Origin of the sequence: Mesorhizobium sp. M0816, assembly GCF_040320005.1 — a bacterium.
Classification (GTDB): Bacteria; Pseudomonadota; Alphaproteobacteria; order Rhizobiales; family Rhizobiaceae; genus Mesorhizobium.
In genome coordinates this window covers 1-15,182 of the sequence record NZ_JAMYOT010000010.1, presented here as the reverse complement: position 1 = coordinate 15,182, position 15,182 = coordinate 1, and the positions used below count along the sequence as shown (strand labels likewise).

Annotated in this window: 13 protein-coding genes and 1 pseudogene; 11 read left to right on the top strand and 3 right to left on the bottom strand. The window is 62.7% G+C overall.

From position 1 onward, the window contains the following. The first annotated feature begins 92 nt into the window (after positions 1 to 92). Positions 93 to 968: a MurR/RpiR family transcriptional regulator gene (locus tag NKI17_RS17240; RefSeq protein ID WP_245274693.1), complete on the top strand. Its 876-nt coding sequence runs from the start codon at positions 93 to 95 to the stop codon at positions 966 to 968. 61 nt (positions 969 to 1,029) lie between these two features. On the opposite strand, the gene NKI17_RS17235 is transcribed toward NKI17_RS17240, so the two are convergent. From NKI17_RS17235 to iolD, 3 genes are all read right to left on the bottom strand, one after another. Then, complete coding sequence (locus tag NKI17_RS17235; protein WP_023676598.1) at positions 1,030 to 1,863, bottom strand: SDR family oxidoreductase; 834 nt, start codon at positions 1,861 to 1,863, stop codon at positions 1,030 to 1,032. A 3-nt stretch (positions 1,864 to 1,866) separates the two neighbouring features. Next, on the bottom strand, positions 1,867 to 2,766 hold the full coding sequence (gene iolE / locus NKI17_RS17230) for a myo-inosose-2 dehydratase (RefSeq protein ID WP_023676597.1): 900 nt from the start codon (positions 2,764 to 2,766) through the stop codon (positions 1,867 to 1,869). A 125-nt stretch (positions 2,767 to 2,891) separates the two neighbouring features. Next, positions 2,892 to 4,739, bottom strand: a complete 1,848-nt coding sequence (gene iolD / locus NKI17_RS17225; RefSeq protein WP_352541472.1) for a 3D-(3,5/4)-trihydroxycyclohexane-1,2-dione acylhydrolase (decyclizing) — start codon at positions 4,737 to 4,739, stop codon at positions 2,892 to 2,894. Between the two features lie 107 nt (positions 4,740 to 4,846). Here iolD and iolG point away from each other — a divergent pair, with 107 nt between their 5' ends. The 10 genes and pseudogenes from iolG to NKI17_RS17175 form a co-directional block, all read left to right on the top strand. Beyond that, entirely contained in the window at positions 4,847 to 5,854 is a 1,008-nt protein-coding gene (gene iolG, locus NKI17_RS17220; protein ID WP_352458352.1) for an inositol 2-dehydrogenase, read from the top strand. Between the two features lie 3 nt (positions 5,855 to 5,857). After that, the gene (locus NKI17_RS17215; protein WP_023676594.1) at positions 5,858 to 7,294 is read left to right on the top strand and encodes an NAD-dependent succinate-semialdehyde dehydrogenase; all 1,437 of its coding nucleotides are present in this window, start codon (positions 5,858 to 5,860) and stop codon (positions 7,292 to 7,294) included. Positions 7,295 to 7,304: 10 nt separating this feature from the next. Beyond that, positions 7,305 to 8,120: an HpcH/HpaI aldolase family protein gene (locus NKI17_RS17210; RefSeq protein WP_352579550.1), complete on the top strand. Its 816-nt coding sequence runs from the start codon at positions 7,305 to 7,307 to the stop codon at positions 8,118 to 8,120. Further along, positions 8,120 to 9,085, top strand: coding sequence for a hydroxyacid dehydrogenase (locus tag NKI17_RS17205; protein WP_352579551.1), 966 nt, complete (start codon positions 8,120 to 8,122; stop codon positions 9,083 to 9,085). Before NKI17_RS17210 ends, NKI17_RS17205 begins: the two co-directional genes overlap by 1 nt. Further along, entirely contained in the window at positions 9,075 to 10,199 is a 1,125-nt protein-coding gene (locus NKI17_RS17200) for a Gfo/Idh/MocA family protein (RefSeq protein WP_352789087.1), read from the top strand. Before NKI17_RS17205 ends, NKI17_RS17200 begins: the two co-directional genes overlap by 11 nt. A 137-nt stretch (positions 10,200 to 10,336) precedes the next feature. Further along, positions 10,337 to 11,077 (top strand): ATP-binding cassette domain-containing protein, encoded by a 741-nt coding sequence (locus NKI17_RS17195; RefSeq protein WP_352798294.1) that lies wholly within the window; start codon positions 10,337 to 10,339, stop codon positions 11,075 to 11,077. Beyond that, positions 11,070 to 12,170 (top strand): ABC transporter permease, encoded by a 1,101-nt coding sequence (locus NKI17_RS17190; protein ID WP_156937342.1) that lies wholly within the window; start codon positions 11,070 to 11,072, stop codon positions 12,168 to 12,170. The genes NKI17_RS17195 and NKI17_RS17190 overlap by 8 nt, the downstream gene beginning before the upstream one ends. 58 nt (positions 12,171 to 12,228) lie before the next feature. Beyond that, complete coding sequence (locus NKI17_RS17185) at positions 12,229 to 13,233, top strand: substrate-binding domain-containing protein (protein WP_023676588.1); 1,005 nt, start codon at positions 12,229 to 12,231, stop codon at positions 13,231 to 13,233. Between the two features lie 210 nt (positions 13,234 to 13,443). Continuing rightward, complete coding sequence (locus NKI17_RS17180; RefSeq protein ID WP_245274692.1) at positions 13,444 to 14,493, top strand: Gfo/Idh/MocA family protein; 1,050 nt, start codon at positions 13,444 to 13,446, stop codon at positions 14,491 to 14,493. Between the two features lie 306 nt (positions 14,494 to 14,799). Then, positions 14,800 to 15,182: pseudogene (locus NKI17_RS17175) on the top strand (IS66 family transposase); the annotation flags it as partial.

Genomic DNA, 15,182 nt, shown 5'->3' with positions numbered 1-15,182 from the left:
ATAACAGACCCGATAACAGAGTTGACAACTCTCTGCTGGTCAAAAACCTTCAAAGACGCCATCATGCAACAAAAATTGCAAGGATGTGCATCGTGGACGAGAAGGTCGAGGCTCCCAAGGACTATGAGGATCTCATCCGCGTGATACACGACCGGTATGATGGGATGAGCAAGTCGTACCAGAAGATTGCGTTGTACCTCACCCAAAATCCGAATGACGTCGCGGTGCGATCGGTGAACTCGATCGGGGAAGGCAGCGGCGTTCACGCGTCCAGCTTCGTCCGATTTGCCCAAGCATTGGGGTATGAAGGGTTCAAGGACCTGCAGAGCCTCTTCCAGAAACGATTGTCCACCGCGGCTCCCGGCTTCGAAGCCCGCGTCAAGGCGTTGGAGAAGGAACTGGGGGAGCGGACAGATCGCAGCGAGATGGGATTGATGCACGACCTGGTCGTCCGTGACATCGCGTCCCTGAAAGAGATGCTCACCGATCTTCAACCCGAGGATCTGGCAGAAGCCGTTAGCCTGCTCGAGAAGGCCGACGTCATCTATCTGATGGGACAACTTCGCTCGGCACCGGTCGTCGAACTCCTTCGCTATATACTGACCATGCTAGGTAAGCGCTGCGTGCTCCTGGATCCGGGCGGCGGACTGGCCACGCATATGGCCCGCGCGATGCGGAAGACGGACCTGCTGTTTGCGGTGTCGTTCCGCTTCTATGCGAACGAGGTCGTCAATGTTGTGGAAGAAGCCGTGGGGAGAGGTGTACCCATCGTGGCGATCTCGGACAGCACGCTGTCTCCATTGGCCAAGAGCGCGCGCGTTCTGTTCGCCGTACCGGAGCACGAATACACTTTCTCGCGCTCGCTGGCGGCTCCTATGTGTCTTGCGCAGGCTTTGACCGTGGCCTTGGCGGCCAGGCTTCAGAACAACGCTGTCGATCCCCGCATTCCAACGGTTACCGAGCGGTAGGGACTGCGAACCGCGAAACCTGGCCTCATTGCAGCATTTTCGGACCGCCGGCCGTCGATTCTCAATCAGTGTCGGAAGGCGAGAGCGCCATCGCCTTTTCAGGCACGGCCATGGGGCCGGATGCGGCACCGAGGACTGTCTGGTCGTAATCCACCACCGCACCTGTCATGAGCCCGGCATCGTCCGAAACGAGGAAGTTGACGGTGCGGGCGGCCTCGGCCGGATCGACCAGCCGGCCGAAGGGCAGGTTCGCAACGGCTTTCGCTTCCCAATTGGGATCGCCCGTCTCACTCGCCTGCAATTCTCGCTCGTTATCAGACGCCATCCAGCCGACATCCAGCTGGTTGACGCGGATGCGGTTCTTCATGACGGAAAACGCCGTGTTGCGGGTCAGCGTCGCCAGCGCCGCCTTAGTGGCACAGTAAACGTTGATGAAAGGCTGGCCGGCATGTTCCGAGATCGAGCCGATGTTGCAGATGGCGCCTTCAATGCCGTCGCGGATCATGCGGCGGATGGCCTCCTGCATCAGGAAGTAGGGTCCGCGCACGTTGACGGCGAACAGGGCGTCGAAAAGTTCGGGCGAGGTATCGAGGATGGTGCCACGGTCCGTGCGGGCACCGGCGTTCACCAGCACATGTATCTTGCCATAAACGCGCTCGGCCTCCGCCATCACGCTTCGGCAATCCTCGACTTTGCCGAGATCGGCCTTGACAAAGTGGACAGGCACGCCGGTGTCGTGCGTGATCGCCTCGGCCGCGGCACGGCCCTTCGCCTCGTTGCGGCCGAGAGTGACAAGACCGGCAGCGCCGGCTTCCGCCAGCCGGCGCGCAATGGCCGCTCCCAACCCCTGCGTTGAACCCGTGACAACGCAGACCTTTCCATCCATGCGATTCATACTTCAGCTCTCCACAGTGTAGCCAGCCGCGGCCATGACGCGCCGCAATTCCTTATGCCCGATCTTCGCCATTTCGAGTGGCGGACTTTTGACGGGATCCTGCTCGGCTTCAACGACGAACCAGCCTTCGTAACCGTAGGAGGCCAGCCGCTTCACGATCGCCTCGAAGTCGAGCGAGCCGTCACCGGGTACGGTGAAGGCCCCCTTTACCACTGCGTCGAGAAAACTTTCCCGGCTGCGGTCGAGCCCGTCCACGACCGCTTGGCGGATGTCCTTGGTGTGTACATGCGAAATGCGGGCGTGGTGCTTGTCCACCACCCGCAGCACGTCGCCGCCGGCAAAGGCCATATGGCCGGCATCGTAGAGCAGGGGCAGACCCTCGCCGGAATGCTTCATCAGCAGATCGACGTCCTGTTCGCTTTCGATCGGCGCGGCCATGTGGTGGTGGTAGCAAATCGGCATCCCCTGACCCGCGCACCATTCGCCGAAAGTGGTGAGCTTACGGCCGTAGGCCTTGATCTGATCGTCGTCGAGACGCGGGCGCATAGCCAGCGGCGTTCCGCGGTCGCCCTGAATGGTGCGACCCGTCTCGCCATAGACGATGCAGGGTGCGTTGGTCGCCTTGAACAACTCCATCTGCGCGGCGATGCGGTCCTTCTCTTCATCGATATTGCCGACCAGCAAGCGGCCGGAGAACCAGCCGCCACAGACGCTCATGGCATGCTGCCTCAGGATGGGCTCAAGCACCGCCGCGTCCATCGGGAAGCGGCGGCCAGTCTCCATGCCGGTGAAGCCGGCCTCACGGGCCTGCCGCAGGCACTCCTCCAGCGAGACGTCGTCGCTCAGTTCGGGAAGGTCGTCGTTCCACCAGGCGATCGGCGCGATGCCAAGCTTGGCTCTCATCGTCATCTCCAATCATGATTTTCGAATGCTGCTGGCTGCCTGCGCAGCGACAAAAAACTGCCGGAACAATGCTCAGGGAGTTTTGCATCGTTCCGGCAGGGGACGCCCCCGCGCGCCCGAACGGTTCAGACACCCACGCGCTGCTTCTTGCGACCTTCGGTTTGCGCGGCATGCGCGTCGCGGACCTGCTGGCGCCCGCTGATCTCGGGCACGCCGACGTCCCACCATGCATCCCCGGGCGTCCAGCTGAAGGCGTCGGAGACGATGGCAATGACGGTGGTTCGGTCGGTGGTCTTCGCCCATTCGATCGCTTGGCCGAGATCGGCAAGGCTTTCGACACGCCGCGCCAGCGCGCCCATGGCTTCCGCGTGCTTGGCGAAGTCGACCGAGAACGGCTCCTTGACCCGGCAGTCCTTGATAAGGTTATTGAAGGAGGCGCCGCCCTTGGCGTTCTGCAGCCGATTGATCACCGCATAGCCGCCATTGTCGCATACCACGAGAATCATCTTGTGGCCGGCGAGCACCGACGAATAGATGTCGGAGTTCATCATCATGTAGGTGCCGTCGCCGATCATGACGATCGGCGTGCGGGTAGGGTCGGCCATGGCCGCGCCCCAGCCGGCAGAGATTTCATAACCCATGCAGGAGAAGCCGAACTCGCAGTCGAAAGTGTTGGGTTCCTTCACCCGCCAGTTCTTCATCACCTCGCCGGGCAGTCCGCCGGCCGCGGTGATCAGCAGGTCACGCTCGCCCGCCTTGGCGTTCACCACGCCTACGACCTGCGCATAGGTCGGGACCGGCTCGTTGGTCGGCTTCTGGAAGCCGTCAAGCATCGTGTTCCACTTGGCGAACTCGATGCGACCCTTGTCTGTCCAGGCCCTCTCCGCTTTCCAGTCGCCGAGGGCACCTTCGAGTTCGCTCACCGTCTCCAGCGCGTCGCCGACGACGGCGAGCGCCCGGTGCTTGGTGGCATCCCAGCGTGCGGCATTGATCGAGACGAACTTTGCGTCGGCCGAGAAGGCGCTCCAGGATCCGGTGGTGAAGTCCATGAGCCGTGTGCCGACGGCGATGATCACGTCGGCTTCCGCCGCCAGCGCGTTGGCGGAGGTTGAGCCGACGATGCCGATCGGTCCGACATGCGCGGGGTGGTCGTGCGTAACCGTGCCTTTGCCGGCAATCGTCTCCGCGAGCGGGATCCCATGCCTTTTGGCGAAATCGCCAAGAACCTTCTCGGCACCCGAATAACGCACGCCACCACCCGAGATGATCAGCGGCCGCTTTGCGCCTTTGAGGAGGCGCGTCGCTTCGGCGAGCCGGCTGCGATCGGGCCGGGGGCGCGGCACCTCATTCACCGTCTGTTCGAAGAAGGCTTCGGGATAATCCCAGGCGATCTCCTGCACATCCTGCGGCAAAGCGATGAAGGCAGGCCCGCAATCGGCCGGATCAAGCAGCACCGCAACCGCCTGCGGCAACGACGAGATGATCTGCTCGGGATGGACGATGCGGTCCCAGTAGCGCGTGACCGCCTTAAAGGCGTCATTGACGTTGATGGTCGGGTCGCCGAAGTGCTCGACCTGCTGCATGACCGGATCGGGCCGGCGACTGACGAAGGTGTCGCCTGAGAGCATCAGCACCGGCAGCCGGTTCGAATGGGCGACACCCGCCGCCGTCACCATGTTCAGCGCACCCGGACCGATCGAGGTCGCCGCAACCATGATCTGGCGCCGGCGCTTCGCCTTTGCAAAGCCGATCGCTGCAAGCGCCATCGACTGCTCATTCTGGCCGCGCCAGGTCGGCAGCACGTGCTTCACCGCCTCGAGTGCTTCAGAAAGGCACGTCACGTTGCCGTGCCCGAAGATGGCGAAGACTCCCGGAAAAAGCGGAACTTTCTCGCCGTCGACGACCGTGAACTGGTTGCACAGATAGCGCACGAGCGCCTGTGCCATGGTCAGACGGACGGTGGCCCTGGTCATCTTTGTCTCCTCCCTAACGACGGTCTTTCCAAATCTATACGGAATGCCCATTGACAAATCAATATGTTTGCAACGATCATTGCAAAAATTCAAACCGGGAGGACTTCTTGCTCAGGATAGCTGTGCTCGGCTGCGGTCGGATTGGCAGGATGCATGCGGCAAACATCGCCGCACATCCTCGTGCGGAACTAGCCACCGTCTATGACATCGACGAATCGTCCGCGGAGACTGTCGCGGCGCGGCACGGCGTTCGCGCTTCGGGATCCGCGGACGAGGTATTTGCCTCGGCAGATGTAGATGCGGTCCTTGTCGCGACGGTGACTGACACGCATGCCGACTACATCGAAAAGGCGGTGGCCGCTGGCAAACCCGTGCTCTGCGAGAAGCCGATCGATCTTAGCCTGGAAAGGGTGAACCGTTGCGCCGAAGCAATTTTGTCCAAGGGCGTGCCGGTCCAGATCGGCTTCAACCGACGTTTCGACCCCGGTCATCGTGCGGCGTGGAACGCCGTACGATCCGGCGAGATCGGCGACCTGCACCAGGTTATTATCACCTCGCGTGATCCGGGCATGCCGCCCCGTTCCTACTACGAGGTCGCGGGCGGGCTTTTTCGCGACATGACGATCCACGATTTCGACCTGGCCCGCTTCATGCTGGGAGAGGAGCCGGAGGAGGTGTTCGCCATCGGTGGCCGGCTGATCGACCCGGCCATGATGGCGGAGCTGAACGACTACGACAGCGTCATGGTCGTGATGCGGACCAAAAGCGGCAAGCAGTGCCACATCAACAACTCCCGAACCTCCACTTATGGCTACGACCAGCGCGTCGAGTTGCTGGGCAGCACCGGCATGGTGATCAGCGGCAACAGGAAGCCTCACGAACTGCGCCGCTACTCGGTCGCGCAAACCGAAGCCGCCGCGCCTTATCTCGACTTCTTCATCGAGCGATACCGCGAAGCGTTCGATGCCGAGATCGACGCCTTCGTCACCTGCGTCGAGAAGGGCGAGCCGCCGCTGGTCGGTTTTGAGGACGGGCGCCGCGCCCTGATCCTGGCTGAGGCGGCGATGAAATCGGCGGTCGAAGGCCGCTTCGTGAAGGTCAGCGAGATCGGATAAGCCATGTACGCGAATTACGGACTGTTCATCGACGGGAAGTGGCGCAAGGCATCCGACGGCGGGACGGCGCCGGTGACGAGCCCGGTGACGGAAAAGCCGCTGGGCGAGGCTCCGGTCGCCACCCGCGCGGACACGGAAGAGGCGCTGGTTAGCGCCGCCCGTGGGTTTTCCGCATGGAAATCCAAGGGTGGTTTTGAGCGCGCGTCCGCCCTGCATGCTATCGCGGACGAGATGATCCGCCGCAAGGACGAAGCCGCGCGGATGATCTCCAGCGAGACCGGCAAACCTATTGCCCAGTCCGAGCGCGAATGGGGGCTGGCGGTCGATCAGTTCCGCTGGTACGCCGAGGAGGCCCGCCGGATCTATGGGCGCGTCATCGAATCGCGCGTGCCCGGCGGTCGTTTCGAAGTTCTGCACGAGCCTGTCGGGATCGCAGCCGCCTTCACCGCCTGGAACTTTCCGGCGGCACTGGTCGCCCGCAAGGTGGCGCCGGCGCTTGGCGCTGGCTGCTCGACCATCGTCCGGCCGTCAAGTCAGACGCCCGGGACGGCGATGCTGATGGTCGACTGCATCCGCGCCTGCAATCTTCCTGCCGGCACCGTCAGCCTGGTCGTTGGGCCCACGAGCACGACCTATGCGCCGATCATGGCTTCGCCGGCGGTGCGCAAGGTGTCCCTCACCGGCTCGACCCGCGTCGGCCAGCAGATGATCCGCGATGCTGCCGACACGGTGAAGAAGGTGTCTATGGAGCTTGGCGGCAACGCGCCCCTGATCGTCTTCGACGACGCCGATCTGGATGCCGCGCTCAACGTCTCCGTGCCGACCAAATACGCCAATTCCGGCCAGGTCTGCGTCACACCGGATCGTTTCTTCGTCCACGAAAGCCTGCACGACGCCTTCGTCGAGGGCTTTGTGCAACGCGCCAAAGCGTTGAAACTGGGCGACGGGCTCGACCCATCCGTGCAGATGGGCCCGCTCATCAATGCCGGCCGGCTTTCCGAGATCGAAGACATCGTGTCCGACGCTATGAAAGCCGGTGCGAAGCTCGTCGCGGGTGGCCATCGGGTTGCGGCGTTCAATGCCGGCCATTTTCATGAGCCCACGGTCCTGACCGATGTTGCCGACGACATGAGGGTCTTTGCCGAGGAGAATTTCGGGCCGATCGCGGCGATCACCCGGTTTTCCTCGGATGAGGAGGCGCTCGAGCGGGCGAATGCTTCGCCAATGGGATTGTCGGCCTATGCCTTCACGTCGAGCCCGAAGCGTGCGCGCCGCACGGTAGCCGAGCTGAAGGCAGGCATGGTGGGCATCAACAGCTTCGCTCTCGCCGCATCGGAAGCGCCGTTCGGCGGCACGAAATATTCCGGAATGGGTCGCGAAGGCGGCAGCGAAGGTATCGGTGACTACCTCGACACCAAGCTTGCGCAGATCGTGTTCTGAGGAGGCCGCCTTGATCAAGAACGAGCTCAAGCAGATCTGGGCCGAAGGGCGGCCCACGATCAATGGCTGGCTTTCGATCGGCAGTCCATTCACCGCCGAGATCATGGCCGCGCAGGGCTATGACAGCGTGAGCATCGATGTCCAGCACGGCGCGCTCGACTATTCGATGCTGCTTCCCATGTTCCAGGCGATGCGTGCATCCAGGGTGGTGCCCATGGCGCGCGTGCCGTGGCTGGAGCCGGGCATCATCATGAAGGTGCTGGATGCCGGCGCTTATGGCGTGATCTGTCCCATGGTCAACACCTCGGAGCAGGCGGCTGAGTTCGTCAGCTACCTGCGCTATCCGCCGGCTGGCCAGCGCAGTTTCGGGCCGACACGCGCCAACTTTTCGGCGGGCGCCAATTATGCGGCCGAGGCCAATGACGAAATCCTGGCCTTCGCCATGGTCGAGACCGCCGAGGCGATGCGCAATCTCGATGCGATCGCCGCGACTCCCGGGCTTGACGGCATCTACGTCGGTCCCGCCGACTTGACCTTCAGCTTGCACCAGGGACGTCTCGCACCGGCTTTCGACCGCGAGGAGCCTGACATGATCGAGGCGCTGCGGACCATAGTCGCGGCCTGCAAGAGGCATGGCAAACGCGCCGCGCTCCATTGCGGCACGGCCGACTACGCCGCGCGCGCCATCCAATGGGGCTTCGACATGACCACCGTGTCAGGCGACTCCCGCCTGCTCGCAGCAGCGGCCCAGGCGTGTGTTGCCCGCTTTCGCGAATTGACCGGCGCGAAGCCCGCCTCTCTTGAAGCCGGCAAGGGAGGCTATTGATGCCGCACGTTCTGGTCGCCGGAAAACTTCATCCGAGCGGCATCGAACTTCTCGATGCGTCGCCCGGCGTCACCTACGACTATGTCGAAGATGTCTCCGAACCAAGCTACGCACCTCTGATCGGCAAGGCCGATGGCCTCGTCATTCGCACCCAGCCCTTGTCGGCTCCGACCGTCGCACGCGCCGAGAGGTTGAAGATCGTCTCGCGCCATGGCGTCGGCTACGACGCTGTGGATCTATCCTCCCTCAATCGGCGCGGGATCGCTCTCGCGATCGTCGGCGATGTGAACTCGGTGTCGGTGGCCGAGCACGCCATGATGCTGTTGCTGGCGGCAACCAAGCGGCTGATCCGAGCGGATCGTTCGGTGCGCGGTAACGAATGGGGTTGGCGCAACCGGCTGGAGCCAAGCGAACTCTCGGGCAAGCGGCTTCTGATCCTCGGGTTCGGCCGGATCGGCCGCCACCTGGCGCACATGGCGGCGGCATTCGGCATGGACGTGCGTGCCTATGATCCATTCCTTGAGAGGCAAGGCTGGCCGGAGGGGCCGGTCGCGCCGGTGAGCGATTTGCAAACGGGACTCGCCTGGGCCGATGCGATCTCCGTCAACGTACCCAAGGCCGAGCGCCCGGTGATCGGCCCCGTGGAACTCTCGGCGATAAAACCGACTGCTGTTCTCATCAACACAGCGCGGGGCGGCATCGTCGACGAGGCGGCGCTGATTGCGGCGCTGCGAGCGGGGCGCATCGCAGCCGCCGGTATCGACGTCTTCGACGATGAACCACCCGCCGCGGACCATCCGCTCTTCGGCTTCGACCAGGTGATTCTGACGCCGCACATTGCCGGGCTCACCGCCGAGTGCGGCGAGCGCATGGCAATCTCGTCCGTGCAGAACGTGCTCGATTTTTTCGCCGGGCGGATCGACTCAGCGCTGGTGGTAAACGGAGCCGAGTTGAATGGCCGGTGAAAAACCTCAACTCAGAATCGGCCTGATCGGCACCGGCTTCATGGGCAAGACCCATGTGTTCGGCTTTGCTGCCGCACAACGTGTCTTCGATCTTCCCTACGAACTGGTGCTCCACACGGTTGCGGACAGAACCGAGGACCTCGCCGCGCAGGCGGCGCAGGCCTTGGGGTTCGCGCGGGCGAGCGGGGACTGGAGGCGTCTGGTCGAGGACCCGGAGATCGATATGATCGATATCACGGCGCCGAACGGCTTCCACAAGGAGATGGCGCTCGCCGCCATTGCCGCCGGCAAGCACGTCTATTGCGAGAAGCCGCTGGCGCCCCTTGCGGCGGATGCCCGACGGATGGCCGAGGCGGCGGAAGCGGCCGGCGTCAGGACGCAGGTCGGGTTCAATTATCTCTGCAACCCGCTGCTCGCGCTGGCGCGGCAGATGATCCGCGCGGGCGAGTTGGGCGAGATCCGCAGCTATCGCGGCATTCACGCCGAGGACTACATGGCGGATGCGGAAAGCCCATTTACCTTCCGGCACGATCCTGTCGGCGGCGGCGCATTGGCGGATCTGGGCAGCCATGCTCTGGCCACGGCGGAGTTTCTGCTTGGCTCGGTGGAACGGGTCCTCGGCGATTCCGTCACCGTCATAGCGAGCCGTCCGGATGGCCGAGGCGGGCGCCGGACCATCGAGGTCGACGACATCGGTCGCGCATTTCTGCGTTTTGCCAATGGTGCATCCGGCAGCATCGAAGCGAGCTGGGTCGCCACCGGCCGCAAGATGCAGCACGATTTCGAGGTTTATGGCACCAAGGGGGCGCTCGTCTTCAGCCAGGAGCGCTTCAACGAGCTGCATTTCTACAGCACGGCCGATCCCGGCGGCCGGCGTGGCTTTCGGCGCATCGAGGCCGGTCCGGATCACGATCCCTATGGACTCTTCTGCGTCGCACCAGGCCATCAGCTCGGCTTCAACGATCTGAAGGCTATCGAGATTGCGCGGTTCGTCGATGCGATCGCCGGGAAGCGAGACGAGTCTTTCGGCTTCCGGGCCGGCCAACGCATCCAGGAACTCGTGGAGGCAATTCAGGGCTCGGCCCGGGAGAGCACGTGGCTGCGAACAGACTGATGCGAGGGAGAGTTGGTCGCCGCCCCGCATGCGTCTGAAATAAACGTTGCATGTTTGTACATTTTGCAATATAGATTGCAGCCGGAGAGAGGTACGTCGGCTGAGTGCTCAAGTCGACGTCGCACAGGGAGGAGAATGTGTCTGTGCTGGACGTACGAAGCGTCTCGAAAAGCTTTGGTGCTATCCGCGCCTTGTCAGATGTTAGCTTCGCGGTTGCTGCCGGCGAGGTGGTTGGCCTGATGGGCGACAACGGTGCCGGGAAATCGACCATGGTGAAGCTGATTGCGGGGAACTTCCCACCCTCCGACGGCGAAATCGCGGTGGACGGCAAGGTCTGCCATTTCCACAAGCCGATCGAGGCACGGGGCGAAGGGATCGAGGTCGTCTATCAAGATCTGGCCTTGGCCGACAATCTGACGGCCGCCCAAAATGTCTTTCTCGGCCGCGAGATGAAGAAGGGATTTTGGCCGCTCAGCGTGCTCGACAAGCAGGCGATGATCAACCGCTCGGCAAAACTGTTCGCGGAGCTGAAGTCGGAGACGCGGCCGCGCGATCTGGTCAAAAAAATGTCAGGCGGCCAGCGGCAGGCGGTCGCCATTGCCCGCACCCGGCTATCCAACTCCAAGCTCGTGCTGATGGATGAGCCGACCGCGGCGATTTCGGTCCGCCAGGTAGCCGAGGTGCTGGAGCTGATCCGGCGGCTCAAATCGCAAAATGTGTCGGTAATGCTGATCAGCCACCGCATGCCCGATGTGTTCGCGGTCTGCGACCGCATCATCGTGCTGAGACGCGGCTCGAAAGTGGCCGACAAGGCGACGGAGAAGACATCGCCGGAGGAGATCACCGGCCTAATTACGGGAGCGATCCGTGATGCATAGCCAGAGCGACATGCTGAAGGAAGGCCATGCGTCCATCGGTGATGTGGTCGGCATAATAGAGCAGAGCGTTTTCCAGAAGATGATCGCCAGCCAGGCCTTCTGGGTCGCGATCGCGCTTTTCGTGTTGGTGGTCTTCATGACGTGGCTGGAGCCCAGCTTCGGCACGGTCGACAACGTTACCAACACCACCCGCAATTTTGCACCTATCGCCATCATGGGGCTGGGCATGACGGTGGTGCTGATCACCGGCGGCATCGATCTGTCGGTCGGCTCGGTGATGGGGCTGGTCGCGATCGTCGCCGGCCTGCTGCTCACTTGGCACCAGCCTTGGTATGTGGCGTTTGGCGCGGGTCTGCTCGCAGGCATCGCCTGCGGAGCCTTCAACGGTTTCTTCGTGGCCTATATCGGCATGCCGTCCTTCGTGGTGACGCTAGGCATGCTGTCGATCGCGCGCTCGCTGGCGGTCGTGCTGTCCGGCAACCAGATGCTTTACCAGTTCGGACCCGATGCGCCGATCGTCAAGGCCATCGGCCAGGCCAAATGGCCGAGGCACACGCCTGACGGCTGGGTGCCTCATTGGATCCCGGAACTGTCCTCGCAGTTCTGGGTGATGGTGATCCTCGCGCTCATCGTCGGCTCCGTCTTCATTTTCACCGCCTGGGCGCGCCACCTCTTCGCGATCGGCGGCAACGAGAACGCCTCGCGGATGACCGGCGTCCCCGTCGACTGGATCAAATTCCAGGCCTATGTCTTCTGCGCATTTACCGCATCGATCGCGTCCCTGCTGCTGCTCGGCTACAGCGGCTCGGCCATCAACGCGATGGGAACCGGCTACGAGTTGAGGGTGATCGCCGGCACCGTCATCGGGGGGGCCAGCCTGATGGGCGGCTACGGAACCGCGTTTGGCGCTGTGATCGGTTCGGCCTTCCTCGAGGTCATCCGCAACGCGCTGCTGATGGCCGGGATCGATTCGAACTGGCAGGGCGCCTTTGTCGGGGCCTTCATCATTCTTGCCGTGCTTCTCGGCATGCAGACCTCGGGCAAGTCGCTGCGGGCGACGCTGGAGGGTATGTTTACCTGGAAGCGCAAATAGAATCCGGCGGCCGCAAGCCGTCGGGGATAGTGGACGTCAAAACAAAGTGGAGGAACAGGTGAAAAAATACATTCTGACGGCGGCCGTGGCGTTTTCCGCGCTGATGGCAGGGCAGGCCTATGCCCAGCAGAAATACGTCTTCGCCCTTGTGCCGAAGAACATGAACAATCCTTTCTTCGACCAGGCTCGTGACGGCTGCAAGAAGGCCGAAGCCGAATCCAGCGGCGCGATCGAATGCATGTATATCGGCCCCGGCGAGCATGGCGGCGGCGAGGAGCAGGTGCAGATCGTGCAGGACCTGGTGGCCAAGAAGGTCGACGGCATCGCCGTCGCCCCGTCGAACGCCGCGGCAATGGCCGTCGCGCTTCAGGCCGCCAAGGAAGCGGGCATTCCCGTGCTTACCTGGGACTCGGATGTGCTACCGGAGAACAAGGACCTGCGTGTCGCCTATATCGGCACGCACAATTACGAAATTGGCGTCAACCTCGCCAAGATCGTGCAGACCATCAAGCCGAAAGGCGGCACCATCTGTATCCAGTCGGGCGGAGCTGCCGCGGCCAACCACAATGAGCGCATGAAGGGTATACGCGATACGCTGGCCGGCAAGGAGTCGGCCGCCTCGCCAGGTGATGCCCTGACCGGCCAGAACGGCTGGACGGAAGCACCGGGCTGCCCTCTCTATACCAACGACGACTTCCCTCTGTCGGTTCAGCAGTTCCAGGACTTCATGGCGAAGACGCCAAACCTCGACGCCTTCGTGCCGACAGGCGGCTTTCCGCAATTCATACCGGATGCGAATCGCGCTGCGGTCGAGCCGTACAAGGATAAGATCGCCAAGAAGGAGCTGGCTCTGGTCGTCGCCGACACGCTGCCGGTGCAGATGGACCAGATGAAGGAAGGCCTGTCGCTCGGCCAGGTCGGACAGCGGCCGTTCGAAATGGGCTACAAGACCATGCTGGCGCTGAAGGACATCAAGGACGGCAAGCCCGCGCCGGCCGACCCGACCTACACCGGTCTCGACGTCTGCACCCCCGAAACCGCCGACACCTGCATCGGAAAGTAGGCGGGGGGCGCAACTCTGCGGCGGGCGAGGGATGACTCTTGCCCGCCTTTGCCCCTGAGAGGCGACAACAGACCCATCGAGCGACTGGCTCAAATCGACCGCTGCCGTCAGGCCTCAGAGACGCTCCGCTGGCCACGGCGTGACCATTTTTAGACGAGTGCCGGGAGTGATCCCATTCGGGAGGAGCAATTGAGAAAGATACGATATGCCGTGGTGGGCGCGGGCTGGATCACACAGGAAGCCTTTATGCCCGGTGTGTCCCAGACCGGAAACTCGACAATCACGGCGATCGTCAGCGGCTCGGCCAAAAACGCCGCCAAGCTCGCCGAATTCTACGGCGTGGAACACGTCTTCAGCTATGAGCAGTACGACCAGATGCTCGCATCGGACGTCGCCGATGCAGTTTACGTGGCATTGCCGAACTCCATGCATGCCGACTATGCGATCCGAGCCCTGAGAGCCGGCAAGCACGCGCTCGTTGAGAAGCCGCTGGCCACGACCGAGGCGGAATGCGAGGCGATGATCGCCGCCGCCAATGAGAGCGGAGCGTACCTGATGACGGCGTATCGGCTGCACAACGAGCCCGGCACTGTCGAGGTCCTGGAGCGCATCCGCAGCGGTGAGATCGGCGATCCCCGCATCTTTGCCGCGGTCTTCTCCTTCGTAGCGTCGTCCGACAATCACCGCCTCAAGGCCGCCTATTGGGGCGGTCCCTTGCAGGACATCGGCGTCTACTGCCTGAATGCCGCGCGCCATATCTTTGCCACTGAGCCGATCGAGGCAGTCGCGGTAAGGAGTTTCGGCAGCGCCTCAGTCGGGGAGGTAGAGGAAAGCATTGCCGTGACGTTGCGCTTCCCCGAGGGCCGGCTTGCGCAGTTCATTGCCAGCTTCGGCGCGGACAATTCGGATTTTTACCACGTGGCCGGAACGAAGGGGAGCGTAACGGCCGACCCTGGCTTCCGTTTCGAGACTGCCGTGCAAATGAAGCTTCGGCATGGCGACATCAGAACCGAAAAGGCGTTCCCGCAGACAGACCATTTCGCCGGACAGACCGCGTATTTCTCCGACTGCATCCTGAATGCACAACCGCCTGAAGCCGACGGTGGAGAAGGATTTGCCGACGTGCGCGCCCTGCTTGCCATTGAGCGCGCCGCCAGCACCGGTCAGCCTCAGAAGATAGACACGCCGGCACGGCAGGTTCATCCTACTGCGGATATGATCCGCATCTTGCCTACAACTGACCAGCGGCTGCTTCTCTGACGCGCTTTCGCCCGCGGAGCCGGCCAGGATTCATTGCGAGAAGCGTCTCACGAAACGGCATCGCGTACCGCGTTGTACGGTGCAACCGTTCATGCGGAGGCAGTCACGATCTTGTTTCCGAACGTGCTCGACGGGCTGCGCTGGGTGAAATTCATCCAGGCGGCCGCCGACTCGCACGAGGCCGGAAAAGCCCGGACAACCGGCTGGCTTGACTGAACGCATTGGAATAATACGGAGGTCAACTTGAGTATACGCGTTGGAATTATCGGCGTAGGGGTAATGGGTGCGGATCACGCGCGGATGCTCGCATCACCTCAAGCCCGGCTTGCCGCCCGACGGGAGCATTCCGCGCCCATCATCGCTGCCCTGAAACCATGGTTCGAAAAGCAGCTATCGATGATCTCCTCCGGCTCTGGCCTGGCCGAAGACATCCGGCATGGGCTCGGCCACTGGCAAGGCCTGACCCGCTTCCTGGACGATGGCCGCCTGGAACTCGACACCAACCCGGTTGAAAACGCGATCAGGCCAGTATGCCTGACCAGAAAAAAATGCCCTGTTTGCAGGTCACGAAGTCGGGGCCGAAAATTGGGCGCTGCTCGCCTCCATCGTGGCCACCTGCAGGCTCAACGACGTCAACCCGGTCGCCTACCTCGCCGAAACCCTCGACGCCATCATCAACGGCCATCCGC

Excerpts from the sequence above, each read along its gene's own strand:
- NKI17_RS17235 (WP_023676598.1), bottom strand. The coding sequence starts at position 1,863 with ATGAATCGCATGGATGGAAAGGTCTGCGTTGTCACGGGTTCAACGCAG.
- iolE (WP_023676597.1), bottom strand. The coding sequence starts at position 2,766 with ATGAGAGCCAAGCTTGGCATCGCGCCGATCGCCTGGTGGAACGACGAC.
- iolD (WP_352541472.1), bottom strand. The coding sequence starts at position 4,739 with ATGACCAGGGCCACCGTCCGTCTGACCATGGCACAGGCGCTCGTGCGC.
- NKI17_RS17215 (WP_023676594.1), top strand. The coding sequence starts at position 5,858 with ATGTACGCGAATTACGGACTGTTCATCGACGGGAAGTGGCGCAAGGCA.
- NKI17_RS17205 (WP_352579551.1), top strand. The coding sequence starts at position 8,120 with ATGCCGCACGTTCTGGTCGCCGGAAAACTTCATCCGAGCGGCATCGAA.
- NKI17_RS17200 (WP_352789087.1), top strand. The coding sequence starts at position 9,075 with ATGGCCGGTGAAAAACCTCAACTCAGAATCGGCCTGATCGGCACCGGC.
- NKI17_RS17190 (WP_156937342.1), top strand. The coding sequence starts at position 11,070 with ATGCATAGCCAGAGCGACATGCTGAAGGAAGGCCATGCGTCCATCGGT.